This is a genomic window from Neisseria sp. P0001.S005 (assembly GCF_051963715.1).
Window position 1 is genome coordinate 1 of record NZ_JBQCTZ010000036.1, and the last position, 25,429, is coordinate 25,429.

22 protein-coding genes, 2 rRNA genes and 1 pseudogene are annotated in these 25,429 nt (G+C 50.8%); 16 read left to right on the plus strand and 9 right to left on the minus strand.

Annotated elements, in window-relative coordinates; translation table 11 throughout:
* From ACTHSP_RS06870 to aroG, 12 genes and pseudogenes are all read left to right on the plus strand, one after another.
* Window positions 1–222, plus strand: a pseudogene (locus ACTHSP_RS06870) (bifunctional methylenetetrahydrofolate dehydrogenase/methenyltetrahydrofolate cyclohydrolase); the annotation flags it as partial.
* An 84-nt stretch (window positions 223–306) separates the two neighbouring features.
* On the plus strand, window positions 307–1,380 hold the full coding sequence (locus ACTHSP_RS06875) for an AI-2E family transporter (protein ID WP_314512876.1): 1,074 nt from the start codon (window positions 307–309) through the stop codon (window positions 1,378–1,380).
* 129 nt (window positions 1,381–1,509) lie between these two features.
* Window positions 1,510–2,751 (plus strand): aromatic amino acid transporter, encoded by a 1,242-nt coding sequence (locus ACTHSP_RS06880; protein ID WP_440345864.1) that lies wholly within the window; start codon window positions 1,510–1,512, stop codon window positions 2,749–2,751.
* Window positions 2,752–2,844: 93 nt separating this feature from the next.
* A complete protein-coding gene (locus tag ACTHSP_RS06885; RefSeq protein WP_314512872.1) occupies window positions 2,845–3,297 on the plus strand; it encodes a DUF7832 domain-containing protein in 453 nt (150 codons plus the stop codon).
* Window positions 3,298–3,308: 11 nt separating this feature from the next.
* Window positions 3,309–3,887, plus strand: a complete 579-nt coding sequence (gene gmhB / locus ACTHSP_RS06890; protein WP_314512869.1) for a D-glycero-beta-D-manno-heptose 1,7-bisphosphate 7-phosphatase — start codon at window positions 3,309–3,311, stop codon at window positions 3,885–3,887.
* 71 nt (window positions 3,888–3,958) lie between these two features.
* On the plus strand, window positions 3,959–4,690 hold the full coding sequence (locus ACTHSP_RS06895; RefSeq protein WP_314512867.1) for a lysophospholipid acyltransferase family protein: 732 nt from the start codon (window positions 3,959–3,961) through the stop codon (window positions 4,688–4,690).
* Between the two features lie 65 nt (window positions 4,691–4,755).
* Entirely contained in the window at window positions 4,756–5,451 is a 696-nt protein-coding gene (locus ACTHSP_RS06900; RefSeq protein ID WP_314512895.1) for a M48 family metallopeptidase, read from the plus strand.
* Window positions 5,452–5,622: 171 nt separating this feature from the next.
* Window positions 5,623–5,994, plus strand: coding sequence for a hypothetical protein (locus tag ACTHSP_RS06905; protein ID WP_049329501.1), 372 nt, complete (start codon window positions 5,623–5,625; stop codon window positions 5,992–5,994).
* A 156-nt stretch (window positions 5,995–6,150) separates the two neighbouring features.
* Window positions 6,151–7,626, plus strand: coding sequence for a surface lipoprotein assembly modifier (locus tag ACTHSP_RS06910; protein ID WP_314512894.1), 1,476 nt, complete (start codon window positions 6,151–6,153; stop codon window positions 7,624–7,626).
* Between the two features lie 288 nt (window positions 7,627–7,914).
* Window positions 7,915–9,411 (plus strand): subtype B tannase, encoded by a 1,497-nt coding sequence (locus ACTHSP_RS06915; protein WP_440345869.1) that lies wholly within the window; start codon window positions 7,915–7,917, stop codon window positions 9,409–9,411.
* Between the two features lie 215 nt (window positions 9,412–9,626).
* Window positions 9,627–10,304, plus strand: coding sequence for a TIGR02117 family protein (locus tag ACTHSP_RS06920; protein WP_314512865.1), 678 nt, complete (start codon window positions 9,627–9,629; stop codon window positions 10,302–10,304).
* Between the two features lie 279 nt (window positions 10,305–10,583).
* Window positions 10,584–11,627, plus strand: a complete 1,044-nt coding sequence (gene aroG, locus ACTHSP_RS06925; RefSeq protein ID WP_003683923.1) for a 3-deoxy-7-phosphoheptulonate synthase AroG — start codon at window positions 10,584–10,586, stop codon at window positions 11,625–11,627.
* Between the two features lie 190 nt (window positions 11,628–11,817).
* On the opposite strand, the gene ACTHSP_RS06930 is transcribed toward aroG, so the two are convergent.
* Complete coding sequence (locus tag ACTHSP_RS06930) at window positions 11,818–13,995, minus strand: TonB-dependent siderophore receptor (RefSeq protein WP_440345865.1); 2,178 nt, start codon at window positions 13,993–13,995, stop codon at window positions 11,818–11,820.
* Between the two features lie 211 nt (window positions 13,996–14,206).
* A complete protein-coding gene (wrbA, locus tag ACTHSP_RS06935) occupies window positions 14,207–14,812 on the minus strand; it encodes an NAD(P)H:quinone oxidoreductase (RefSeq protein ID WP_314512860.1) in 606 nt (201 codons plus the stop codon).
* Window positions 14,813–14,912: 100 nt separating this feature from the next.
* Here wrbA and ACTHSP_RS06940 point away from each other — a divergent pair, with 100 nt between their 5' ends.
* The 4 genes from ACTHSP_RS06940 (at window position 14,913) to xth (ending at window position 19,619) form a co-directional block, all read left to right on the plus strand.
* A complete protein-coding gene (locus tag ACTHSP_RS06940) occupies window positions 14,913–16,115 on the plus strand; it encodes a YihY family inner membrane protein (protein ID WP_440345866.1) in 1,203 nt (400 codons plus the stop codon).
* A 99-nt stretch (window positions 16,116–16,214) separates the two neighbouring features.
* A complete protein-coding gene (locus tag ACTHSP_RS06945; RefSeq protein WP_314512857.1) occupies window positions 16,215–17,996 on the plus strand; it encodes an extracellular solute-binding protein in 1,782 nt (593 codons plus the stop codon).
* 415 nt (window positions 17,997–18,411) lie between these two features.
* Window positions 18,412–18,690, plus strand: a complete 279-nt coding sequence (locus tag ACTHSP_RS06950; RefSeq protein ID WP_063068343.1) for an ArsR/SmtB family transcription factor — start codon at window positions 18,412–18,414, stop codon at window positions 18,688–18,690.
* A 167-nt stretch (window positions 18,691–18,857) separates the two neighbouring features.
* Complete coding sequence (gene xth, locus ACTHSP_RS06955; protein WP_440345867.1) at window positions 18,858–19,619, plus strand: exodeoxyribonuclease III; 762 nt, start codon at window positions 18,858–18,860, stop codon at window positions 19,617–19,619.
* 152 nt (window positions 19,620–19,771) lie between these two features.
* Here xth and ACTHSP_RS06960 read toward each other — a convergent pair whose 3' ends face one another.
* The 7 genes from ACTHSP_RS06960 to ACTHSP_RS06990 form a co-directional block, all read right to left on the minus strand.
* Window positions 19,772–20,320: an SMI1/KNR4 family protein gene (locus tag ACTHSP_RS06960; protein ID WP_063068345.1), complete on the minus strand. Its 549-nt coding sequence runs from the start codon at window positions 20,318–20,320 to the stop codon at window positions 19,772–19,774.
* A gap of 336 nt (window positions 20,321–20,656) precedes the next feature.
* Window positions 20,657–21,436 carry an HNH endonuclease gene (locus ACTHSP_RS06965; protein WP_063068346.1) on the minus strand — a complete coding sequence of 260 codons (780 nt, stop codon included), beginning with the start codon at window positions 21,434–21,436 and terminating at the stop codon, window positions 20,657–20,659.
* Between the two features lie 23 nt (window positions 21,437–21,459).
* Window positions 21,460–23,487 (minus strand): excinuclease ABC subunit UvrB, encoded by a 2,028-nt coding sequence (gene uvrB / locus ACTHSP_RS06970; RefSeq protein ID WP_440345868.1) that lies wholly within the window; start codon window positions 23,485–23,487, stop codon window positions 21,460–21,462.
* A 261-nt stretch (window positions 23,488–23,748) separates the two neighbouring features.
* Complete coding sequence (locus ACTHSP_RS06975) at window positions 23,749–24,243, minus strand: type IV pilin protein (RefSeq protein WP_440345870.1); 495 nt, start codon at window positions 24,241–24,243, stop codon at window positions 23,749–23,751.
* Window positions 24,244–24,430: 187 nt separating this feature from the next.
* The gene (locus ACTHSP_RS06980) at window positions 24,431–24,718 is read right to left on the minus strand and encodes a ComEA family DNA-binding protein (protein WP_314513063.1); all 288 of its coding nucleotides are present in this window, start codon (window positions 24,716–24,718) and stop codon (window positions 24,431–24,433) included.
* Between the two features lie 384 nt (window positions 24,719–25,102).
* Window positions 25,103–25,216: ribosomal RNA gene (rrf, locus tag ACTHSP_RS06985) — 5S ribosomal RNA — on the minus strand.
* A 94-nt stretch (window positions 25,217–25,310) separates the two neighbouring features.
* Window positions 25,311–25,429 (minus strand): 23S ribosomal RNA (locus ACTHSP_RS06990); the annotation flags it as partial.

The window sequence follows — 25,429 nt, forward strand, 5'->3', positions numbered from 1 at the left end:
GGCATTCCGAATTTCGTTAAAGGCGAATGGGTCAAACCCGGCGCAGTCGTTATCGATGTGGGCATCAACCGCTTGGATGACGGAAGCCTGTGCGGCGATGTGGAGTTTGATGTTGCCAAAGAACGCGCTTCCATGATTACGCCTGTTCCCGGTGGCGTCGGCCCGATGACGATTGCCACTTTGTTGGAAAACACGGTACACGCGGCCTCATTGCACGACTAACCGCCGTCATTAAGTTAGGCCGTCTGAACATGATTTTTCAGACGGCCTGACCTGTTTTTTTGCTTTTTACCTTATTGGCTTCACATGTCCTTACTCTCTTCCCACACCGACAACCCGACTTTCCGCAACGCTTCCTATATCCTGATGGGTTTGGCTTTGCTGATTGTCTTGCACTACCATTTGCTGCCGCTGCTGCTGTCGGTTATCCTGACCTATATCTTTATTACGCGCACCAACGGCGTCATCCTCAAACTCCGCCGCCGTGTTTTGCCGCGCAACACGCGGTTGCATAAATCGCTCAATGCGCACAATATCAACCTGATTTCCACCACGCTGACGCTGGCCATCGTGTTCAGCATCATTGCAATGATGTCTTTGGGCATTTACCACCTGATACACGGCGGCCATGTCGGTTTTATGCTGGCCAAGCTGGCGGCAATTTTGGAAGACACCAAAAATAGCCAAGACCTGCCTGCGGCCATTCTCAATATGCTGCCCAACAATATGGCCGAAATCAAAGCCTCGGCGATCAAGCTGATTGAAGAATACCGCGCCGCGCTGACCCGTATCAGTAAAAACAGCATCACGTCCTTCGTGTACATCCTCATCGGCATCATCATCGGCGCCATGCTCAGTTTCCACCGCCTGAAAATGCGCAAAAACCGCCGCAAAATGCCATTGTTTAAAGCCGAATTGGTGCACCGCATCGTCAATTTTGAAACCAGCTTTGAACGCGTGTTCCTCGCCCAAGTCAAAATCTCGCTGATCGACACTTTCCTGACCGGCCTGTACCTCTACTTGGTTTTACCGCTGTTCGGCGTTGAGCTGCCGTTTAAAATGACCGTCCTGATCGTCGCCTTTATCGTCGGCCTGATTCCGGTGGCGGGCAACCTGATTTCCAACACCATCATCATTATTTTGAGCCTCGGCGCATCGCTTTACGTCGCACTCGCATCGCTGGTTTTCCTCGTTGTCATCCACAAGCTCGAATATTTCCTCAACGCCAAAATCATCGGCTCGGAAATCGAATCCAGCGCATGGGAATTGCTGGTGGCGATGGTCGTTTTTGAACGCATTTTCGGCATCGGCGGCATCATCGTCGCGCCGGTTTATTACGCGTATCTGAAAAACGAATTGAAACTGCGAAAATTGATTTAATCAGTTGCGTTTATACACATCAAAGGCCGTCTGAAAACGACAATCGGGTTTTCAGACGGCCTTTGCTTTACCTTTTCTTACACTTTACGGCATAATGGCAGCCACGCATTTCTAGAAGAAAGATAAACAATGTCAACCAAAACCCCTTCCCTATTCGGCGGAGCGATGATTATCGCCGGTACGGTTATCGGCGCAGGCATGCTTGCCAACCCGACCGCCACATCCGGCGTATGGTTTACCGGCTCGCTGGCCGTGTTGCTGTACACCTGGTTTTCCATGCTCTCCAGCGGCCTGATGATTTTGGAAGTCAACACCCATTATCCGCACGGCGCCAGCTTCGACACCATGGTTAAAGACCTGCTCGGCCCGGCTTGGAACGTCATCAACGGCATTGCCGTCGCTTTCGTTTTATACCTGCTCACCTACGCCTACATCTTCGTCGGCGGCGACCTGACCGCCAAAGGCATCGGCAGCGCAGTAGGCAGCGAAATTTCGCTCACCATCGGCCAACTCGTCTTCTTCGGCATTCTCGCCTTTTGCGTTTGGGCATCCGCACGCTTGGTTGACCGCTTCACCAGCATCCTCATCGGCGGCATGGTATTGACCTTTATTTGGGCAACCGGCGGCCTGATTGCCGATGCCAAAATGCCTGTCCTGTTCGACACCCAAGCACCTGCCGGCACCAGCTACTGGATTTATGTCGCCACCGCCCTGCCCGTCTGCCTTGCCTCATTCGGCTTCCACGGCAACGTATCCAGCCTGCTCAAATACTTTAAAGGCGACGCGCCCAAAGTGGCCAAATCCCTGTGGTCGGGTACGCTGATTGCCTTGGTAATTTACGTCCTCTGGCAAGTCGCCATCCAAGGCAACCTGCCGCGCAACGAGTTCGCACCGGTTATCGCCGCCGAAGGCCAAGTTTCCGTCCTGATCGAAACGCTGTCCAAGTTCGCCCAAACCGGCAATATGGACAAAGTGTTGACCCTGTTCTCCTACATGGCAATTGCAACGTCCTTCCTCGGCGTAACGCTCGGCTTGTTCGACTACATCGCCGACATCTTCAAATGGAACGACAGCATCTCCGGCCGTACCAAAACCGCCGCGCTGACCTTCCTGCCGCCTTTGATTTCCTGTCTGCTCTTCCCTACCGGCTTCGTTACCGCCATCGGCTACGTCGGCTTGGCCGCCACCATCTGGACAGGCATCATCCCCGCCATGCTGCTCTACCGCTCGCGCCATAAATTCGGCGTCGGCAAAAACTACAAAGTTTACGGCGGATTCTGGCTGATGGTTTGGGTCTTCCTCTTCGGCATCATCAACATTGCCGCCCAAATATTGAGCCAACTGGAGCTTGTTCCCGTATTTAAAGGTTAAATTCCCTTAAGGCCGTCTGAAACACCCTCTTTCAGACGGCCTAATTCATTATTTTCCGCTACAATACCCTCTTTCCCCCAACGAACACCGTCCATGTACGACAATATCCGTTTCCATCTCGACGAAGACTATCCCGACCAGCTCCCGCCCGAAAACGCCGCCACCCATATCGGCATGTACTGGCAGTGGGCGGCGCAGGCAGGCCTCGTCAACCCCGTCTGGCAAACCGCCCCCGAAACCGCAGCCGACTTCGCCGCCATGACCTCGGGCAAAATCAGCGGACGGCACTTCCTGCTCAAACACATGGACGGCGCATTGACGGCTGATGACTTTACCGAACTCGGCCAACGGTTTACCGAGTTCTACTACACCGACGAAGAAGACGGCTACGGCGCATTTATGGAAGACTACGTCCTCGCCCTCGACACGCCCTCACTCGGCGGCTTCTACCACGTCAAAAACACCCCGGAAACCTTCGCCAAACTGACACCCGTTTTTCAGACGGCCTTTGAAAAATGGCAAAGCAGTTTGAAAACAGAAAAATAAGAGCCACCACCATGAAACTCATCATCCTCGACCGCGACGGCGTCATTAATCAAGACCGCGACGATTTCGTCAAATCCGTTGACGAATGGATTCCCATCGAAGGCAGCATGGATGCCATCGCCTTTTTAACGCAGGCAGGCTACACCATCGCCGTGGCCACCAACCAATCCGGTATCGGCCGCAAATACTTTACCGTGCAAGACCTGACCGAAATGCACGCGAAAATGCACCGCCTTGCCGTTCAAGCAGGTGGTACCATCGACGGCATTTGGTTTTGCCCGCACACCGCCGCCGACAACTGCGAATGTCGCAAACCCAAGCCCGGCATGATTATCGACATCATCGAACGCTTCAAGGCCAATGCCGCCGGAACCTGGCTGGTTGGCGACAGCCTGCGTGACCTGCAAGCCATTGATGCTGCAGGCGGCAAATCCGCGCTCGTCCTGACCGGCAAAGGCAAAAAAACGCTGGCCAAATACGAGCAAGACCTGCCCGAACACACCCAAGTCTTCGACAACCTACTCGCTTTCTCGCAATACATCATGCGTGAAAACACACAAATCGAAGAAGCCGCGCAAGCCATCCTATAAACGACAAGGCCGTCTGAAAACTGCCGACAACGGCGTTCAGACGGCCTTCAAACGACAGACTTTTCCCCGATATGCTGATTATCCGCAACCTGATTTACTGGTTCATCCTTTCCTCCAGCATTATTTTGCTGTTCCCCTTTATGCTGCTTGCCCTGCCCTTTCAAGGCGGCGCACACAAAATGGCGCAAATTTGGGTACGCATCCTCAACTGGTCGCTCAAGCACGTCATCGGTTTGAACTACACTTTAAACGGTGCGGAAAACATTCCCGACCGCCCTGCCATCATTTGCGCCAAACATCAAAGCGGCTGGGAAACCCTCGCCCTGCAAGAGATTTTTCCGCCGCAAGTCTATGTTGCCAAACGCGAACTCTTCAAAATCCCTTTCTTCGGCTGGGGCTTGAAGCTGGTTAAAACCATCGGCATCGACCGCAGCAACAGCCGCGAAGCCAACAAACAACTTTTAGAACAAGGTCTTGCGCGTAAAAACGAAGGCTATTGGATTACCATTTTCCCCGAAGGCACACGTCTGCCGCCCGGTGAAAAAGGCCGCTACAAGCTCGGCGGCGCGCGCATGGCAAAAATGTTCGAGATGGACATCGTCCCCGTCGCGCTCAACAGCGGCGAGTTTTGGCCGCGCAACTCCTTCCTCAAATACCCCGGCACGGTCAGCGTCATCATCGGCAAACCCATTGCCCACAACAACGGCAATGAAGCCGAACTCATGGCTCAATGCGAGCAATGGATTGAAAGCCAGCAGCCGCTGATTACCGGACAAGGCCCGTTCGCCCTCAAAACCAAATAAATCATTCCATCGGGTGGGCAGCTATGCCCGCCCTTTTCATATCGTCCAATATTTCCCTCAATATCATGCCTCGCCTCCATACCCACATCCTTTCAGACGGCCTCACTATTCATATCCAGCTCAAACGCAGTGCCAAGAAAAATCTCATCTTGCGCCCCGTTTCTCCCGATACTGTCAGCATCAACATCCCTCCGTTTGTTACCCAGCACACCTTTACCCAATGGCTGAACGACAACGAAGCCATCCTGCGCCGTACCTTAAACAAAACACCGGCCCGACAAACACCCACCGACACGCTTCCCGAATGGATTTGGTATCAAGGCGTTCAGACGGCCTTGTCCGTCTACACAGCAAACCACATCCAACTCAGGCCGTCTGAAATCCTGTTGCCCGAAAAAGAAACCGCTACCCAACTCACCCATTTGCGCCGCTTCCTGCACGAGCGTGCGCGCGAATATCTGCTGCCGCGCCTTGAAGGCCATATCCGAACCACCCGCCTGACCCCGAGCGCCATTTCCCTTTCCAACGCCAAAACCTTCTGGGGCGTTTGCCGCCACACCACCGGCATCCGCCTCAACTGGCGGCTCATCGGCGCGCCCGAATATGTCGCCGACTACGTCTGCCTGCACGAACTCGCCCACCTGCGCCATCCCGACCACAGCCCTGCGTTTTGGGCTCTGACTCACTCGCTCACGCCGCATGTCGACCAAGCCGAACAATGGCTGAAGGCGCACGGCAGCGAATTATTCCACCTCGGCTAAGTCTTTCCAGCAGCATTTTTCTGCAAGCAAACACCAGCCCAAAGCAAAGAATCAACGCCCTCCAAACAAATCATGTAGCCGCGCGTAAAATCAGGTTTATCCGCTTGCCGCCCCTCATACCTGCCGATAAGATGATGTCGTTCTCAAAACCCTTTTCAGAAAGGAAAACCGATGACCAAAGCAAAATCGTTACTGGCCACCGGCATTTTGGCTCTTTTCTCCGCCACGGCATTCGCCTCCCCGCTGCCTTCCGAAATCTACCGTCCGGATGGCGCGCACACCATCAAAGCCGATCATCAAGGCAACGGCGAATTTGAATACGAAGCCGAACTTTCCGGCCAACGCAATTCCATTCCTTCCCTGGCCAAAAAAGTGATCGCCCACGCGCGCAGCAAAGGTTTCCATGTGGTTGAGTCTGAAATCAAACACGACGATGCCGATCTGAAATTCAAACGTGGCAAACAAGAGCTGGACGTTTCCATCGAAGACAAAGGCCAAGGCCGTATCGAATACAAAGCCGATTTGGACTTGGACAAAAACTAAATCCGACTCGCAAACAAAGGCCGTCTGAAATCCCATCGGGTTTCAGATGGCCTTTTATCGTCTTTATCAGATAAAATGGCAATCGGTTTGCAAAATTTCCGACTCAAAACATTGTACAATCTGCCCACTTATACCGATAACATTCCAAACATTGCCATGAAAAAACGTCTGCTCCTCCTCGCCATCCTTCCCCTTTCCCTTCACGCCGCCGATGTACCGCCCGATGTAAAACCCGAGCTTCAAGTCAACACAGCCGAACCCCAGCAACCTGAAACGCACAACATCCCTGCCGAGCAGACAAACAGGCCGTCTGAAAAAATCATCAACGTCGATGCCGACACCCTGCTTGCCAACACCGAATTGCTGGCACGTGCCATGTATTCCGCCGTCGTCGCCCACAACATCCCCGGCATCAAAGCCGTTTTGCCCATTTACGAACAATGGCCCGAACACGACCGCGCCATGGCGCGCTATGCCAAAGGTTTGCTTGCCCAATCCGAAGGGCGCGCCGCCGAATCCATCGGCCATTACCGCCGCTTTATCGCCGAGCAGCCCGATGCTTCCGCCGTCCGCTGGCAGCTTGCGACCGCCTTGTTTGAAGACAAACAAAACGAAGCCGCAGCCGACCAGTTCGACAAACTGCAAACCGAGTCCCTCCCGCCCGCCTTGCAAGAACGCATCGAAACCTACCGCAAAGCCCTGCGCGAACGCGACTCATGGCAATTCAACTCCGGCTTAAACATCACACGCGAACAAAACATCAACCAAGCTCCCGACCAACGCCGTCTGGGCAACCACCTGAGCGATGAACAATGCCGCGCCGTGCGCCTTGCCTATCCCGACGATGACTGCTTCCGAGGCTGGACCTTCCCCGAACCCATCGATGCCACCGCCGTCCACTACCAAATCGGTGCAGAAAAAAAATGGTCGCTGCCACGCGGCTTCTATGCCACGGCAGGCGCAGACCACTACGGCAAAATCTACCCCAAACACACCAACTACAACGACCTCACCACACGCCTCTCGGCAGGCCTCGGCTATGCCGACCAGCGCAACGATATCGGCATTACCCCGTTCCACGAACGGCGCTTCTACGGCAACGACCCCTACACCTACACCAACGGCGCACGCCTCCACTACAACCATTGGTGGCAACCCAAGCTGCAAACCCTCAGCGCATTTGAAGCAGGCCGTCTGAAAAACAGCCACCGTGAGCATTCCAACAACACCAGCCAACTGCTCAGCAACTCCATCGTGTACTACCGCAACGCGCGCCAATACTGGGTGGCCGGTATCGACCTCTACCGCGAACGCAACCGCGACGACAAAGGCGACAGCTTCAACCGCTACGCCCTGCGCACCACATGGGGACAAGAATGGCCCAAAGGTCTCTCTACCGTCCTACGCCTCAGCGCCGCCCAACGCCGTTACCAAACCCCCGGCTTCTTCAGCAACGAACAAAACCGCCGCGACAAAGAAGCCTCCGCCTCCCTAAGCGTATGGCACCGCGCCCTCCATTTCAAAGGCATCACCCCGCGCCTGACCATTGCCCACAACAAAACATGGAGTAACGACAAGTTCTACGAATACGGCAAAACCAAAATGTTTGTCGAATTGAGCAAAACGTTCTGACAAGTAGAACCAATCTGTAGATAAAGCAAAAATGCCTGTCCTGCATATTGATTTACAAGACAGATTCAAACTTTTACAGATACCGAATCAATAGATTTTTTAAGGCATAATGTCTTATTAAATTCATATTTATCAAATAGATGAAGTTTAAGCCATATTACTTTACAACGTACCGTACAACACTACATAACGCTACAAAAAAATCAGGCCGTCTGAAACCCGACTTGGCGTTTCAGACGGCCTAAGTATTCGTTATCATATCCGCTTACCTCTTCAGAAAGTATGATGATGAACGCCCTAAACAAAACCCTCTTATCCGTTTCTGTCGCGCTGGGATTGAGCGCCTGCGCTTCCGTCAAAACCGCAGACACCTACGACCTAGACTTCTCCAAACAAAAATACACCGAACAAAACATCGAAGTGAACGGTCAAGCTGTCAAATTCCGCGCTTACGAAGGCGTGGTTTACGTCCGCAATCCTGTCGATACCCGTTACGAAATCATCAATATTTATGTACCCGAAGCCTATTACAACGGCGGCGAGATAGACGGTTTCAACGCCGAAACCGCACCGATTTTCCTGCCCAACCAAATCGGCGGCTATATGCCGGCCGAACCCGGCAAACCCGCTTTAGAAGGCAAACGCGGTGAGCCTGAAGACGGCCAAAAATCGCCTAACGCCGCCCTGGTTGCCCTCTCCAAAGGCTACGTCGTCGCCTCCCCTGGCGCACGCGGCCGAACAGAACCCACCGGCAAAGCACCTACCGCCATTGTCGATTTGAAAGCCGCCGTCCGTTACCTGAAAGCCAACGACAAAGTCATGCCCGGCGACGCCGAAAAAATCATTTCCAACGGCACAAGCGCAGGCGGCGCGATGTCCGCCCTCTTAGGCGCAACAGCCGACCAAAAAGATTACGAAAACCACCTCAAAGCCTTAGGCGCGGCAGACGGCAGCGACAAAGTTTTCGCCGTATCTGCCTACTGCCCGATTACCGATTTAGATCATGCCGACATGGCTTACGAATGGCAGTTCAACGGTATCAACGACTACAAAAAAATGAACATTTCCATGCTCGACTACCGCGTCAAACGCGAGCTGGTCGCAGGCACGCTGACCGATGACGAGAAAAAACTGTCCGACCTCCTCAAACCACTATACCCCGCATACCTCAACAGCCTGAACCTGAAATCCCCCGAAGGCAAACCCCTAACACTGGACGCCCAAGGCAACGGCAGCTTTAAAAACCATATTGCCGGTTTACTTGCCAAATCCGCACAAACCCAGCTTGATGCAGGCAAAGACCTGAGCGACCGCTCTTGGCTGACCGTCCGCAAAGGCAAAGTCGTCTCCGTCGATTTTGATGCCTACGCCAAAGCCGCCGGCCGCCAAAAAACACCGCCCGCCTTTGACGGCGTGGATTTAAGCGCAGGCGAAAACCAACTCTTCGGCACCAATACCGTCGATAAACGCCACTTCACCGCGTTCTCCATGCAACACAACACCGCCGCCAACGCCGAAATCGCAGATGAAGAAACCATCAAAATCATGAACCCGCTCAACTACATCGGCAAACCGGGCGTAAGCCTGCCGCAAAACTGGCGCATCCGTGTCGGCACCAACGACCGCGACACCTCACTGGCAGTCTCCGCCGTCTTAGCCGCCAAACTGCAAAACAACGGCCAAACCGTCGACTACGCCCTGCCTTGGGATGTCGGCCACGGCGGCGATTATGACTTAGACGAACTGTTTACCTGGATGAAGCAAGTCAGCAGCTCTACAAAATAATCGTTCGCAACATAGATTGAGATGAGATTTGGTATCCCGTTTTAATTGGAAAAAGGCCGTCTGAATATTTTCAGACGGCCTTTCTTTTATTTAAATTAAACAACCATTTTTATCATTAGTCGCAAGATACCTACTACCCACTCATTTCTAATGAAAAAAGTACAAATTTAATGGAAAATACACACCTTCAAACTTAATTGCCTTTAAAAAAACGAATGCGCTCCTTCCTTCACATCCTTAAGAAAATCGGCAAAATAGCGCTGATTATCCCTATTTTTGCCCTATTGTATTTTTTGTCTGCTTGGATGATGGCTTCATTGCCGCTTAATGAAGAGCAGCCCAAAGGGGAAATTACTTTATTTTTAGTCAGTAACGGCGTGCATACTGATGTAGTCATGCCGCTGAAGAATGATATTTTTGATTGGTCGGATGTCGTCAATCCAAAAGACACGCTCACTGCTGATCCTCAGATAACGCATATCGGTTTAGGCTGGGGGGAGCGCAATTTTTATTTATACACGCCCGAGTGGAAAGATTTGACTTTCTCCAATGCTTTAGGTGCATTAAGCGGGCTGAACCGTACGCTGATTCATGTTACTTATTATCCTTTTGAACCACGAGAAAATAGCCACGTCGTCAAATTTTTGGTCACGCCTGAGCAATACAGGAATTTAACAAAATCGCTCTTGGCTGGTTTTCAACAAGAAAATGGGCAACCTATCTTGCTAAAAGGAATCCATCATCAATCTAACGATGCTTTTTATGAAGCCAAAGGACGCTATCATTTATTCAACACTTGTAACACTTGGCTGAATGACAAATTGGTTGAAAGTGACCTTAAAGGCGTGTATTGGACTCCTTTCTCTTCACCCTTACTGGAACAATACCGATAGCCTTCACGCTTCTCAATTTATGGGTCTATGTAAAACTTCAGGCCGTCTGAACATTTTCAGACGGCCTGTATTTTGATAAAAATCCAAAGCCCTTTATTATATAAACGAAATTTTATAACGGCATCAAATATCAATTTAAACAAATAAACTGATTTTAAATTCCATAAAATAATTAAAATAAAGAAATTTTAAAATAAAATTGCTAAAACAAAAAACTAAGCCTTGTTTAATTCTGCTAAAACCTGTAACCTGTATCAAAAATAAACAAGAGAGTTCATCATGTCCCAACACCACCCTACCGACGACATTAAGATCAAAGAAGTCAAAGAGTTACTCCCTCCAATCGCACATTTGTATGAGCTGCCTGTTACGCCTCAGGTTGCCAATTTGGTTTATAAAACACGTCATGAGATTTCGGATTTAGTTCACGGCCGTGACAACCGTTTACTGGTCATTATCGGCCCATGTTCAATTCACGATACTAAGGCGGCGGTTGAATATGCGCAAAAATTGCTGCCCTTGCGCAAAAAATATGAGAAAGAGCTGCTGATTGTAATGCGCGTGTATTTTGAAAAACCGCGTACAACTGTTGGCTGGAAAGGTCTGATTAACGATCCGCACTTGGACGGTACGTTTGACATCAACTACGGTCTGCGCCAAGCACGTCAGTTGTTGCTGACTTTAAACGAAATGGGCATGCCTGCTTCGACTGAATTCTTGGACATGATTACGCCGCAATACTACGCCGACCTGATTTCTTGGGGCGCGATTGGGGCGCGTACGACTGAAAGCCAGGTACACCGCGAATTGGCCAGCGGCCTCTCCTGCCCTGTCGGTTTTAAAAACGGTACGGACGGCAATCTGAAAATCGCCATCGACGCCATCGGTGCCGCCAATCATCCGCACCACTTCCTGTCTGTAACCAAAGCCGGTCATTCCGCGATTGTCCACACCAGCGGCAATCCTGACTGCCATGCGATTTTACGTGGCGGTAAAGAGCCTAATTACAGCGCGGAGCACGTTAAAGACGCGGTTGCGCAGCTTCAAAAAGCCGGCGTGAGCAGCAAACTGATGGTGGACTGCAGCCATGCCAACAGCCGTAAAGACTTCCGCAAACAAATGGATGTAGCGCGCGATGTTGCGGCGCAGCTGAAAGCCGGTGAAGAAAACATCATGGGCGTGATGGTCGAAAGCCACTTGGTTGAAGGCCGTCAAGACAAGCCTGAAGTTTACGGTCAAAGTATTACGGATGCCTGCATCGGTTGGGATACGACTGAAGAATTACTGGCACTGCTTGCCGAAGCGAAAGGTTACCAAGCATAAGTGCGAAACCATTAAAAAGACCGGATATGTTCCTGTCTTTTTTGTGTCTGTCATTTTGATTTCTTTGCTCAAGATCCCGAGCAATTTTTAGTCAGGTTTAACATCAAAACAATATGTTAGAAAATATTCAGGCCGTCTGAAAACCCGATCATTCAGGTTTTCAGACGGCCTCTCCTACTTTTCTTTTCAATTAAAACGTGTGTTTAACCGTTGCAGTCACACTACGCGGCGTGCCGTAAACGTGAATATCCGGCATGGTGCGGTAACGTTTGTTAAAGACGTTTTCAAAGTCCAAACTGATGCGGGTGGATTTGCCGATTTTGTAATGACCGGTCAAGTCCAGCGTTGCGTACGGACGTTGGGTCAATGCGGCGGCGGCGGCCGGATTGATGTCTGCAGGGTATTCGTCCAGCGTATGGCTGCGGCTTTGCCAGTTGACGTTGGCACCCACGTTTAAACGGTCGGTTACGTCATACGCGGTAAAGAGTTTGAACAAATGAACCGGATAAGACGGATGCAGTTGAACCCCTTCGCTGTCTTTGATTTTGGAACGTGCATAAGACGCATTCAGCAGCCATTTGTCGCTCAGGCGGCCGCCGACAGAGAGTTCCACGCCTTTTGTTGTGGTGTTGTCGGCTGCGCGGTAGTATTCCTCGCCATTCGCGAATTTGCCTGCGACAACGCCCAAATGGTCGCGTTTGTTCATAAAGACGGAGGTGGAAGCATTCAGACGGCCTTCAAACCATGACGCTTTCAAACCGGTCTCGTAGGTTTTGCCGCGCTGAGGTTTGAGCGCCGCGCCGTCTTTGGTCAGGTAACGTACTTGCGGACGGAAAATGGTGGTGTAAGATGCATAGGCGGTCAGATTGTCGCCGATGTCGTAGGTTACGCCCAAATAAGGAATGAAAACGTTTTGTTTATGGCTGCTGTGTGCGAATTTGTTACGGCTGGTGCTGTAACGGTAACGCCAATCCACAAAACGGCTGCCGCCGATAAAGGCAAGTTTGTCGGTCAGTTTGAAACGGGTCGAGCCGTAAACCGACAGGTTTTTCATGCGTGAAAAACCATCGCGCAGATACGGCATATCAGGTTTGGCGATATTGCCGTCAAATTTACGCAAATCGGGAATCATCGACTCGCCTTCTTCGTAGAAAGACAGGTTTTCTTTGTTGTCCTGATAGCTGATGCCGACATTGAACTCATGCGAACGGCCCAACGCCGGATAATTGCCGTCCAAGGCCAGCGCAAAATTCTGATCGCGGTATTTGCTGCGGTCGTGGTCTGAAGTGAAAAGTGCAGAGTAATCAGGATTAATTTCAAATGTACCGGCAATGCCTGAAACGATGTCGTTTTTACCCGAAACATGGCTGTAATCGCCTGTCAGTTTCCAGCCGTTGTCAAACTCATGGCTGAGGGAAGTGAACACTTCGGCACTGGTGTCTTTGCCGTATGCCCAGCGTGCGGACGAATTGCTACGCGGCGAAGACTCAAACGGTATGAATCCAGTACGGCGCGAACCTGCTGCGGTCAGATAGCTGAAACGCGAGCTGCCGGTATTGCGGAAACGGTGTATTTCCGTACCGAGGCGCCATTGGGTTTGCGGCGTGATATCGTAAGACAACGTACCGTAGAAAGTGTGATTATGGCGCGATGTGTTCGGCAGGTAATCGCCTCCATGGTCGCCGACCAAAATAGCGCGGCCGCGCAAGGTATTGTCTGCATTTAAAGGCTGATTGGCATCAAGGACGAAGCGGTAGTGGTTCCATGAACCAACTCCGGCTTCCACGCTGACGGCTGGCTTGGCAGTCGGTTTTTTACGTTCCAAAGCAACCGTACCGCCCGGCTCGCCCATACCGCCGTTGGACAAACCGCTTGCGCCGCGCACGACAACGACTTGTTCGTACAATGTGCTGTCCAGATTGTTGGTGCCGCGGCGGATGGCTTTACCGTCGTAAAGGAATTTAGGCGCGCCATCTACGGAAATGCTGTCAACGGCCTGACTGCGCGAAATAAATTGGCTGTGGCCGGATACGTTGTTGCCCATTTTGCTGTGGAACACGCCCGGCGTTTGTTTCAACACGTCCTGCAAGGTATCCAAACCTTGGTCGTCCATTTGTTTTTCGGTAACGACAGACAGGGACTGCGGCGTTTCGCGCTGGGTCAGGCGGATGCCTGTCGCGGCGGAGGAAGCGGGAATGGTGTAGTTGGAAGTAGTCTGTTTACCGACACCTTGGACGGTAACTGTCGGTAAATCGACACGTTCTTGCGGCTGGGTATTTTCTACTTCGATCGCGAAAGAATACGCCGAACACAGCGCCAGACTGACGGCAAAGCTTAATTTGCCATAGGGAAATACAGGTAGTGACATAGCCTCTCCAATTAGCTTATCTTTACAATTTGGTCGCAGATTCTATCAAAAAGATGTAGCCCGATGAAACTATGTTCTAACCACTATTTTCTAAGTCATTTGTTTCATTAAAAATATTTCTTTAAGACTAATTATAATTAACTAAAAAGGCCGTCTGAAAACCCGCATCATCAGGTTTTCAGACGGCCTTAATCTTTTTATGATAAGGTAATCAGTCTGCCAATTTTCGTGCCAATTCTGCCAAACGTTTACCTTGAGCAAAGGCAATATTGTTTTCTTCAGCAGTCAATGCCGGCTTGCTGTCGTGGCCGGAAACATGGCTTGCGCCGTAAGGCGTGCCGCCGCTTTGGGTATTGCTGAGCGCGGACTCGGTATATGGGATGCCGCTGATGACCATGCCGTGGTGCAACAGGGGCAGCATCATGGTCAGCAGGGTGCTTTCTTGGCCGCCGTGCAGAGAAGATGTGCTGGTAAATACGGTGGCAGGTTTGCCGACGAGTTCTGCGCCGAGCCAAAGGGGAATGGTGCCGTCGATAAAGTATTTCATCGCGGCGGCCATATTGCCGAAACGTGTCGGGCTGCCGAGCGCGAGGCCGGCGCAGTTTTTGAGGTCGTCGGCAGTCGCGTATGGCGCGCCTTCGTCGGGAACGGCTTTTTCAACGGCTTCGCAAACGGTGGAAACTTTGGGAACGGTACGCAACACGGCTTCGCAACCGTCCACGCTTTCGATACCGCGTGCGATTTGGCGGGCAAGGTTGCGCGTGCTGCCGTTTTGGGAATAAAAGAGGACGAGGATTTTCAGGGGATTTGGGTTCATCTTGGGGTTTCCGTTACAATGCTGTCAGGTTTCAGACGGCCTTTTAAATACTCAGGCCGTCTGAAAAGAAGAAATTTCAATTTAAAAGTGGGAAAAGGTTATGCCGTTTTCGCAATGGTGGCAAGGTTTTTTAAAGAGTAAAGGCGTGGCGTTCGCTTGGTTTGTCGTGCGCCGTTTTGATGAGGAGCGCGTGCCGCAGGTAGCGGCAAGCATGACGTTTACAACGCTTTTGGCTTTGGTGCCCGTGTTGACGGTGATGGTCGTCATCGCTTCTGCCTTCCCTGTTTTCGACCAATGGTCGGGGGAGTTTATCTCTTTTATCAACCGCACCATCGTTCCGCAGGGCGCGGACATGGTGTTTGACTACATCAATGCGTTCCGCGATAAGGCCACCAATCTGACGGCGATCGGCAGTGTGATGTTGGTCGTAACCTCGCTGATGCTGATTCGGACGATAGACAATGCGTTCAACCGGATTTGGCGCGTCAATTCGCAACGGCCTTGGATGATGCAGTTTTTGGTGTATTGGGCGTTGCTGACGTTTGGACCTTTGTCTTTGGGCGTGGGCTTGTCGGTCGTGATCGGTCAGGTGCAAGTAGTAGGCGGCTCGGAATGGCTGAGGGGCATAGCCACAGTTTCATTTATTACGGTACTGCTGTGGGGCTTATACCGCTTTGTGCCCAACCGTTTCGTACCGGCAAGCCATGCTTTGGTCGGCGCGGCCGTAACAGCGTTTTGCTTGGAAACAGCACGCTTTTTGTTCGCTTGGTATATGGGCAACTTTGACGGCTACAAATCAATTTACGGCGCATTTGCCGCGGTACCGTTTTTCCTGTTGTGGCTCAACCTGTTGTGGGCGCTGGTATTGGGCGGTGCGGTTTTGACCTCGTCCTTATCCTACTGGCGTGGCGAAGCGTTCCGCCGCAGTCTGGATGCGCGCGGCCGCTTTGACGATGTATTGAAAATCCTGCTGCTGCTCGATTCTGCCCAACAAAACGGCAAGGCATTGCCGGTGCAAGAGTTCAGACGGCATATCAATATGGGCTACGATGAATTGGGCGAGCTTTTAGAAAAACTGGCGCGACACGGCTATGTCTATTTCGGCCGTCAGGGCTGGGTCTTGAAAATGGGGGCGGAGTCCATCGACTTGGCGGAGCTGTTCAAACTCTTTGTCTACCGTCCGCAAACGCTTAATAAAGACAAGGTCAATCAAACGGTTGACCACATCATGCAGCCCTGCTTGGAAACCTTAAACATGACGCTTGCCGAGTTCGGCGCCCATACGAAAAAACAATCCTCTTAAACCTGATGCCGTCTGAAACCAAAAATATCAAGTTTCAGACGGCCTTTGCTATAATCGGCACACTACTGAATATTACATTCGACCTACAAGGATAAATAGATGAAAACACCAGCCCTACTCTCTCTGCTCGGTTTGATTCCATCTGCCGCCTTTGCCGCCCACGGCGTAGGCCTTGGCCAACCACCCAAATATCCGGCCAACTTCACCGCCTTCGAATACATCAATCCCAACGCCCCAAAAGGCGGCACATTTACCACGCCTTTCCTCGGTGCTTTTGACACGCTCAACCCCTTTACCCTCAAAGGCAACCACGAATACGGCATCAGCATGCTGACGCTTGACACCCTGACCGAGCAAAGCATGGACGAACCTTACGCCGTTTACGGCCTGATTGCCGAAGACATCGCCCTGGCTCCTGACGGTCTTTCCGTTACCTTCAAAATCAACCCTAAAGCCAAATTCCACAACGGCGACCCCGTTTTGGCCAAAGACGTTGCCGCTTCATTTAACATCCTGACCAAAGACAAAGCCGCCGCCCCCATGTACCACTTCTACTGGAGCGACGTGGCCAAAGTAGAAACGCCCAGCGATCGCACCGTCGTGTTCCGCTTCAAACAGCGCAACTCAGAATTACACATGATTCTCGGCAGCCTGCCCGTCTTCTCGCATAAAAGTTATCCCAAAGGCCTGGCCGCCGCTCCCAACAGCCTGCCCATCGGTTCCGGCCCCTACCGTTTTGCTAAAGCCGAAAACGGCCGCATCAGCGAGTTTGTCCGCGACAAAAACTACTGGGCGCAAAATCTGCCCGTGCGCAAAGGCCGCTACAACTACGACCACATCCGCATCAAATACGTCAAAGACGAAGTTGTCCGCATCGAAGGACTGAAAGGCGGCCAATATGACTTCGTACAAGAAAACGTCGCCCGCAACTGGGCGCGCGCTTACTCCGACGAAGTCCTCAAAAAACGCAATCTGTCCAAACACGAATGGGTACAAAACAGCACAGCCGGCATGCAAGGCTTCGTCATCAATATGCGCCACAAGCCACTGGACAATATTTACGTCCGCCGCGCCTTGATTGAAAGCTTCGACTACGAAAGCGTCAACAGCCGCATCTTCTACGGCGCATACCGCCGCACCGACAGCTTCTTCACCAACAGCACCATGGCCGCAACCGGCAAGCCTGACAGCGCGGAAACCGCATTGCTCAAATCATTGGGCACCAAGCTGCCCGACGGCGTATTGGATCAAGACGTCCCTATGCCGCCGGTTACCGACCCCAAACTGGGCGTGCGCCCGAACCTGCTCAAAGCACGCGCACTGCTTGAAAAAGGCGGCTATCAATACAAAAACGGCAAAGCAGTCGACAAACAAGGCAAACCGCTGACCTTTGAATTCCTCGCCCCAAGCAAAAACTACGAACGCATTACCGCCAAATGGCAGCGCGACCTCGCCAAAATCGGCATTACCATGAACGTGCGCACCGCCGATTCCGCCGTGTACCAAAAACGCATGAACGACTTCGATTTTGACGTGACCACCGGCTACTACGGCAACAGCGAAAGCCCCGGCAACGAGCAATACGACTACTTCAGCTGCGCCGCCGCCAAAACCGAAGGCAGCCGCAATCTATCCGGCGTCTGTCATCCCGCGGTTGAAAAACTGCTGACCCATTTCAACAGCTTTACCAACCGCCAAGAGCTGCAAACCACCTCGCGCGCGCTCGACCGACTGATACGCCACCAATACACCATCGTTCCAAACTGGTTCGCCGACCGCTACCGCGTCGTGTACCGTAACGATGTCGGCATTCCGTCCAAGCTGCCGAAATACTACGACCCCATTACCTTCGCCATGACCGCAGGCTGGAAGAAAAAGTAGTCGCATTTCGACAACACGTCCAAGCGTCTGACAAGCCTTGGCGTGTAGCACTCAGCATAGAATCATAAAACCTTGTTGTTTGTTTAAAAACAATCAATTGACTGATTCCAAACAAACATAAAAGAAAAAACAACTTAAAGCCAAATCAAAGGCCGTCTGAAACATCCGTCAGCAAAATCATCTGCAACGGAACATTTCAGACGGCCTTTTCGTCTCTTTCCAATCCATTTTCGCAACCGAAGCAAAATATCGAAAATGAACAAAAAAATTGCAAAACAATGCCCTCAAATTTTACAAAACCGTGTACACTGCAAGGTAAGAGTTTGAATTATAAGGTTAATCTTAATAAAAACTACAATCATCCAAATTTAACCCAAATCAAGCATTCATATAACAGACAATAAGGAACAATAATATGGAAATCAAGCGTCTCTCTACCATTCTCAAACTGATTGCCAATCCCGAACGCATGGCCATTCTTTTTCTGCTGCTTGACGGCGACCGCAGCATTTCCGAACTGGCACAAGCGCTCGACTCCTCCCCGACCGGCATCGCCAACCACCTCGCACGCCTGCGCACCGAAGGCATCATCGATTTCACGCGCTACCACCGCATCATCGAATACCGCATCATCTCCGAAGAAGCCACCACCATCCTCAATACCCTGCGCACGCTCAAAGACCAAGCCGAATAAACAAATTATTCCACATCACAACATCAAGGCCGTCTGAAACATCAGCTTTCAGACGGCCTGCCACTTTCAGCCCATATCGAAAAATAAACCAATCCGCTATACAATACCGCCCATGCCCACAGGCGCAATCCGCCACCTTCCCACCCAACAGCACACACGGAAACATCATGAAAATCGCCACTTGGAACGTCAATTCCCTCAACGTCCGCCTGCCCCAAGTACAAAACTGGCTGGCCGACCACCAAGCTGACATACTCGCCTTACAAGAACTCAAACTCGACCAAGACAAATTCCCGGCCGCCGCCCTGCAAATGATGGGCTGGCACTGCGTCTGGAGCGGCCAAAAAACCTATAACGGCGTCGCCATCATCAGCCGCCACGAACCGCAAGACGTACATTGCGGCCTTCCCGACGACCCGCAACGCCGCGTCATCGCCGCCACCATCAACGGCGTACGCGTCATCAACGTCTATTGCGTCAACGGCGAAGCACTGGACAGCCCAAAATTCCAATACAAAGAACAATGGTTTGCCGCACTGACCGAGTTCGTCCGCGCAGAAATGGCCGTTCACCCCAAACTCGTTCTGCTCGGCGACTTCAACATCGCCCCGGCCGATGCCGACTGCTACGACCCCGAAAAATGGCACGAAAAAATCCATTGCTCCTCCATCGAAAGACAATGGTTTAAAGCCCTGCTCGACCTCGGCCTGACCGACAGCCTCCGCAAAATCCACCCCGAAGGCGCGTTCTACACATGGTTCGACTACCGCGGCGCCATGTTCCAACGCAAACTCGGCCTGCGTATCGACCATATCCTCAGCAGCCCCGAACTCGCCGCCACCCTTACCGACGTCACCGTCGACCTAGAAACCCGCGCCCAAGAACGCCCCAGCGACCATGCGCCGGTTATTGCCGAGTTTGACTGTTAGGTTTTGAGTAAATAAACAATAAGGCCGTCTGAAAACTTTAAATGGTTTTCAGACGGCCTTATTGTTTGGCGTAGCCACTCAAGCATGGTTAGCAGAAATACATGGCTAATGAGTACCCACTTTACCTCACTGTGTTTTACTTATGCCACCATTTAAAGCGTATCTTCTCCCTCACTTTCCACGCAACGGATGATCCAATCTTCAAACTGTCGCCATTGGGCCTCTTCGGCATAGGTGGCGGGATTGGCAGCATCGTGGATAAAAATATCGAAGTTAGGTTCGGTACGGGAAAGGTCGAAGCCGAACCAATCTCCCATGCTGTGATGCGCTCCGATGATAAAGATTTCGCCTATGTCGGGGTGTTCGTCAGGCGGCAGGTCGTCAAGTTCTTCGCGCAATAGTTGTTGGTAATAGAGATTTTGTTCTTGCAGTTGGACGAGATTGTAGATTTCTATTTTGGGCGTTTGCGATACGGTTTGATCGATCATGCTGGTGTACCACGAATAGAAAAAATCCCCCGTGCCACATTGCTGTAAAAATAAATAATAGCTTTCAGGCAGCTTGTTCTGCGTATATCCGCGTATCGCCTGCAATTCATCAGTTGAAAGGGGATGTACATTAAAATTCAGATGATTGGCGTGAGATGCTTGGCTGTTTGCGAGCCAATATTGAAGTTGTTGCAGGGCTTGCGGATAGGTCATGATGGTCGGATTCTTTTTTTAAATGGATTATCGTTGAGCTTTGAATCAACTGGCGGGAATCAGCCTATGCGTTATTATATTCGTTGCCTGAAATGAAACAAAGGTCGTTTGAAAACGGATTCACGGTTTTCAGACGACCTTTGCACTAAGAGTTTTTCAGACGACGTTTGAGGTCGTCTGAAAGTTTGAAACAATGGTTTGAACGGCAAAGAACGCGTGCGTGCGTACCGCACATACCCTACACCTCGGTTTTAAAGTTTGTGCCATCCGCAGATAATGTGTGGCGTAGCCACGCACGCGGTTGGTGGAGATGCAGGCTACGGCTTGCTACGCTCGCTATTGGGAATAATGTTTATAAAATGTAGCTTCAATTCGAACCCTATCTAAATAGGCGTAATCTAATTTACTCCAAATATACTCCTGAAAAGCTAAGATGTTTAAGCAAAGATCCATATATGATATAAATAAATTTTCTTCAAAATTTACATCAATTTGATGTAGCTGATCATATTCAGCTTGAGGATACTCCCTTAATCCTTTCCACCTCCTACTTAAGTAATATCTTTTACATCTTTCATCATATTCAACATGAGGGTTTTGCATAAAAACTTTAACTAGATTTTTAATGCTAATAGCTATATTATTAAAAATATTATTAAATCCTATATGTGTTTCTGTAGGAAAATTAGTTCTTTCTATGCAGCGTGCAACTTCCTCAAATTTATCTTTAACTGAATCAGATATGAAATGTTCTGTGCCAATCATTTGATTAATATTCGACCACTGTTCTAAAAATAAGTTGTTTGTTATCCATCCAATCTTATCAAGATAAAAGTTTAATTCATCATTCCTAATCCTATTTGTTTCAAGCCTCCTTTTATATTCTTCCATTTCTTTCTTTGTTATATTCCCCTTATGAAATTCCCGATGATGATTACAACATAACAAAATTATATTCTCTAAAGTGTTATTTTCTCTATCTTCATCTATATGATGAAATTCTAGTGGAGAATTTGCTCCACAAATTGAACAACAATGCCCAGCTTCTATCCGAATTTGCATTTTAATTTTTTCGGGAATTGATTTTCTTTGTGTGCTGTACCTTTTAGCATTCATTTTATTTCCTTAATAAAAAGTAATTACTCACTTCCAAACAACAACCCTTCCTTAATCCCCCGAATTCTATCCCTTAACACCGCCGCCTCTTCAAACTGCAAATCCCTAGCTGCCTGCTGCATGGCTTTTTCCAGTTTAGCGATTTCTTTAATCGCGTCTTCTTCGTTGTGGATTTTGCCGACTTTAACCTTGTTTTTGCCTTGTCTACGGCCTTTGCCGCTGTCTTCTTCGTGGTACACGCCGTCGATGATGTCTTTGACCTGTTTTTTAATCTGCTGCGGTGTGATGCCGTGTTCTTCGTTGAATTTAATCTGTTTTTCGCGGCGGCGTTCGGTTTCGTCGATGGCGGCTTTCATGGAGTCGGTGATTTTGTCGGCGTACAGGATGGCGACACCGTTCACGTTGCGCGCGGCGCGGCCTATGGTTTGAATCAGGCTGCGGTGTGAGCGCAGGAAGCCTTCTTTGTCGGCGTCGAGGATGGCGACGAGGGAGACTTCGGGGATGTCCAAGCCTTCACGCAAGAGGTTGATGCCGACCAGTACGTCAAACAGTCCGAGCCGTAAATCTCTAATGATTTCAACGCGCTCTACGGTGTCGATGTCGCTGTGCAGGTAGCGCACTTTGATGCCGAGTTCGCTGTAATAGTCGGTGAGTTGCTCCGCCATGCGTTTGGTGAGGGTGGTAACGAGTACGCGTTCGCCTTTTTGGATGCGGTCGTTGATTTCGCTCATTAAGTCGTCGACTTGGGTGGAGACGGGGCGGATGATGATTTGAGGATCGACCAGCCCTGTGGGGCGGACGACTTGTTCGACCACTTGTCCGGCGTGTTCTTCTTCATATTTGGCGGGGGTGGCGGAAACGAAGACGGTTTGCGGCATGACTTTTTCAAATTCGTGGAATTTGAGCGGGCGGTTGTCGCGGGCGGAAGGCAGGCGGAAGCCGTAGTCGACGAGGTTTTGTTTACGCGATGCGTCGCCTTTGTACATACCGCCGATTTGGGTAACGGTAACGTGGCTTTCGTCGATGAACATGATGGCGTTGTCGGGCAGGTAGTCCATCAGCGTGGGCGGCGGTTCGCCTTCTTTTTTGCCGGAGAAGTGGCGGGAGTAGTTTTCGATGCCTTTGCAGAAGCCCATTTCGTAGAGCATTTCGAGGTCGAAGCGAGTGCGCTGTTCGATGCGTTGTTGTTCGACGGGGCGTTGTTCACGGGCGAAAAATTCAATGCGTTCGCGCAGCTCTTCTTTGATGGACTCGCAGGCACGCAATACGGTGTCACGCGGGGTAACGTAGTGGCTGGACGGGAAGACGGTGTAGCGGCCGACGCGTTGGTGCAGGCTGCCTGAAAGCGGGTCGAACATATCGAGGCGGTCGATTTCGTCGTCAAACAGGCTGATGCGCAAGGCGTTTTCGGAGCTTTCGGCGGGGTACACGTCAATCACGTCGCCGCGCACGCGGAAGCTGCCACGTTTGAAGTCCAAATCGCCGCGTTCGTATTGCATGGAAACGAGCGTAGCGATGATGTCGCGCTGCTCGATGGTGTCGCCTTCTTTGACGGATAACACCATTTGTTGATATTCGGTCGGGTCGCCGATACCATAAATGGCGGACACGGTGGCGACGATAATCACGTCGTCGCGCGTCATCAGGTTTTTGGTGGCGGAAAGGCGCATCTGCTCAATGTGTTCATTGATCGCGCTGTCTTTTTCGATGAACAAGTCGCGGCTGGGCACATAGGCTTCAGGTTGATAATAGTCGTAGTAAGAGACGAAATATTCCACCGCGTTTTCGGGGAAAAATTCGCGCATTTCGGCGTAAAGTTGGGCGGCAAGGGTTTTGTTGTGCGCCATGATGATGGCGGGACGGCCGCTTTGAGCGATGACGTTCGCCATGGTATAGGTTTTGCCCGAACCAGTTACGCCGAGCAGGGTTTGATAGGCAAGGCCGTCTGAAAGCCCCTCAAGCAGGCCAGAAATGGCGGTGGGCTGATCGCCGGCTGGAGGAAATGGCTGATGGAGTTTAAACGGAGAATTGGGGTATTGGATGACTTCCATAAGACTGCCTGTTTTATGTTCAGGTAAAGAGAAGATTATAACAAAGGGCCGTCTGAAAATTGATAGTGTACCAATCTGATAAGACTAAATATTTCATCTCCTTCCTTAGCTAACTGAGGTTGGTTGTGTTAGCCAGAACAATACTTGAATGCTGGGCTGGGTCAGTTGGAGTGAATAACCCATCTTCATTCACCAAAGGACGTGCCTGAACACGTCCTTTTTCTTTTGCCCTTTTTTCTTTTATCCCTTCAGACGACCACCCTATGCGCCAAATGGTTTACACTCCGCATCATTACCCCTAAATATCTCCTCACCGTCCGTACAGCTTCCCTTACCCTTCATCTTCCCGCACACCACCGCCGTCAACGACTCGTTCAAACGTAATACCCTAGGCTCTGCCTCCCTGTCCAGCGCCACCGCCTTCAAAGTAAACTTCCCTTCCAGGATCCCCTTAGCCTGACCATTCATCCGAATGCAGAAACCGCCCGCCTCCTTCACCGGCAGCTCCGGCCACTTCGTCGACGTCAGCTTAAAGCTGCCCTTTTTTGTGTAGAACTGCTCCATAAAGCGCGCATTTTCCAGCAGCGCGGCATGAGCCGCACGCAGGTTGGCCGAGCGGACCGATTCCCGATAGGCCGTAAAGGCCGCCGTCGCCAATATCGAAACCAACAGCAGCACCACCAACAGCTGTACCAATGAGTAGCCCCTCTGCACAGTTGCCCCATTCCGTTTTCCGTCAAATGCTTTTAAGTACATATCTTTCTTCCCTTTATCTTTTATATCTCTATCCAACAAGAGGCGCCCTATCCGTTTATCCCTTCCCCCAATGTAAAGTCTCCACTGGTTCAAGTTTTATTCCCACCCCCAAACAAAGCCGCCCGTCAACCCGAACCGGCAAACGGTTCGGCATCGGGGCGGCGTATACGGCAGTTAACCGTCAGACTTATTTTTTCACGGCAGGCTGTGCAGCCTTAGGCGCGGCAGAAGAAACCGTCGCCTCCGCCTTTAACTTGTTCAGCACCGCATCACCGATGCCCTTCACGTTTTTCAGCTCCTCCACCGATTTGAACGCACCGTTCTTCTGACGGTATTCCACAATCGATTTCGCCTTAGCCGGACCGATACCCGGCAATGCCTCCAGTTCGGCAGAAGACGCGGTATTGATGTTCACGGCAGCGAAAGAGAATGCTGCACAGACGGTGGCAAATGCACCAAATAAAAATTTCTTCATCAGATTTTTCCCATAACGTATTTGATTGAACCAGTCATGCTGTTTACAGAATGGTTCTACTCCACTCTGTAAACACTGTCACATATACGGATAGGGCAACAGCCCATACCTATATAAATGCTTACGACATATTAACGCAAATATCGTTTGATTTCAAATATTTCAAACGGTTAACCGTAACTTTTGGTACTTTTGTACAAGAATAACAACAGGGTAAATATTTCCGATTCCAATACCAAGATGCACGAATACTCCATAAACACCGGCACATCACTATCCCAATGTTTGATCCCAACACCTGTTATCCCAATTCTGCCGCTAAACCAACAGAAACAACAGGCATGTAAAAAGCCCCCGACATCAGTCGGGGGCTTCGGAATGGGTGTTTGGCGGTGACCTACTTTCACATGGAAGAACCACACTATCATCGGCGCTGAGTCGTTTCACGGTCCTGTTCGGGATGGGAAGGCGTGGGACCAACTCGCTATGGCCGCCAAACTTAAACTGTTACAAATCGGTAAAGCCTTAATCAATATTTGGTGATGACTGAATCAGTCAGTAAGCTTTTATCTTTTGAAGTTCTTCAAATGATAGAGTCAAGCCTCACGAGCAATTAGTATGGGTTAGCTTCACGCGTTACCGCGCTTCCACACCCCACCTATCAACGTCCTGGTCTCGAACGACTCTTTAGTGTGGTTAAACCACAAGGGA

Bases quoted from the DNA above. Each gene is read 5' to 3' on its own strand.
- ACTHSP_RS06875 (WP_314512876.1), top strand. From the start codon at position 307: ATGTCCTTACTCTCTTCCCACACCGACAACCCGACTTTCCGCAACGCT.
- ACTHSP_RS06880 (WP_440345864.1), top strand. From the start codon at position 1,510: ATGTCAACCAAAACCCCTTCCCTATTCGGCGGAGCGATGATTATCGCC.
- ACTHSP_RS06885 (WP_314512872.1), top strand. From the start codon at position 2,845: ATGTACGACAATATCCGTTTCCATCTCGACGAAGACTATCCCGACCAG.
- gmhB (WP_314512869.1), top strand. From the start codon at position 3,309: ATGAAACTCATCATCCTCGACCGCGACGGCGTCATTAATCAAGACCGC.
- ACTHSP_RS06895 (WP_314512867.1), top strand. From the start codon at position 3,959: ATGCTGATTATCCGCAACCTGATTTACTGGTTCATCCTTTCCTCCAGC.
- ACTHSP_RS06900 (WP_314512895.1), top strand. From the start codon at position 4,756: ATGCCTCGCCTCCATACCCACATCCTTTCAGACGGCCTCACTATTCAT.
- ACTHSP_RS06905 (WP_049329501.1), top strand. From the start codon at position 5,623: ATGACCAAAGCAAAATCGTTACTGGCCACCGGCATTTTGGCTCTTTTC.
- ACTHSP_RS06910 (WP_314512894.1), top strand. From the start codon at position 6,151: ATGAAAAAACGTCTGCTCCTCCTCGCCATCCTTCCCCTTTCCCTTCAC.
- ACTHSP_RS06915 (WP_440345869.1), top strand. From the start codon at position 7,915: ATGAACGCCCTAAACAAAACCCTCTTATCCGTTTCTGTCGCGCTGGGA.
- ACTHSP_RS06920 (WP_314512865.1), top strand. From the start codon at position 9,627: ATGCGCTCCTTCCTTCACATCCTTAAGAAAATCGGCAAAATAGCGCTG.
- aroG (WP_003683923.1), top strand. From the start codon at position 10,584: ATGTCCCAACACCACCCTACCGACGACATTAAGATCAAAGAAGTCAAA.
- ACTHSP_RS06930 (WP_440345865.1), bottom strand. From the start codon at position 13,995: ATGTCACTACCTGTATTTCCCTATGGCAAATTAAGCTTTGCCGTCAGT.
- wrbA (WP_314512860.1), bottom strand. From the start codon at position 14,812: ATGAACCCAAATCCCCTGAAAATCCTCGTCCTCTTTTATTCCCAAAAC.
- ACTHSP_RS06940 (WP_440345866.1), top strand. From the start codon at position 14,913: ATGCCGTTTTCGCAATGGTGGCAAGGTTTTTTAAAGAGTAAAGGCGTG.
- ACTHSP_RS06945 (WP_314512857.1), top strand. From the start codon at position 16,215: ATGAAAACACCAGCCCTACTCTCTCTGCTCGGTTTGATTCCATCTGCC.
- ACTHSP_RS06950 (WP_063068343.1), top strand. From the start codon at position 18,412: ATGGAAATCAAGCGTCTCTCTACCATTCTCAAACTGATTGCCAATCCC.
- xth (WP_440345867.1), top strand. From the start codon at position 18,858: ATGAAAATCGCCACTTGGAACGTCAATTCCCTCAACGTCCGCCTGCCC.
- ACTHSP_RS06960 (WP_063068345.1), bottom strand. From the start codon at position 20,320: ATGACCTATCCGCAAGCCCTGCAACAACTTCAATATTGGCTCGCAAAC.
- ACTHSP_RS06965 (WP_063068346.1), bottom strand. From the start codon at position 21,436: ATGAATGCTAAAAGGTACAGCACACAAAGAAAATCAATTCCCGAAAAA.
- uvrB (WP_440345868.1), bottom strand. From the start codon at position 23,487: ATGGAAGTCATCCAATACCCCAATTCTCCGTTTAAACTCCATCAGCCA.
- ACTHSP_RS06975 (WP_440345870.1), bottom strand. From the start codon at position 24,243: ATGTACTTAAAAGCATTTGACGGAAAACGGAATGGGGCAACTGTGCAG.
- ACTHSP_RS06980 (WP_314513063.1), bottom strand. From the start codon at position 24,718: ATGAAGAAATTTTTATTTGGTGCATTTGCCACCGTCTGTGCAGCATTC.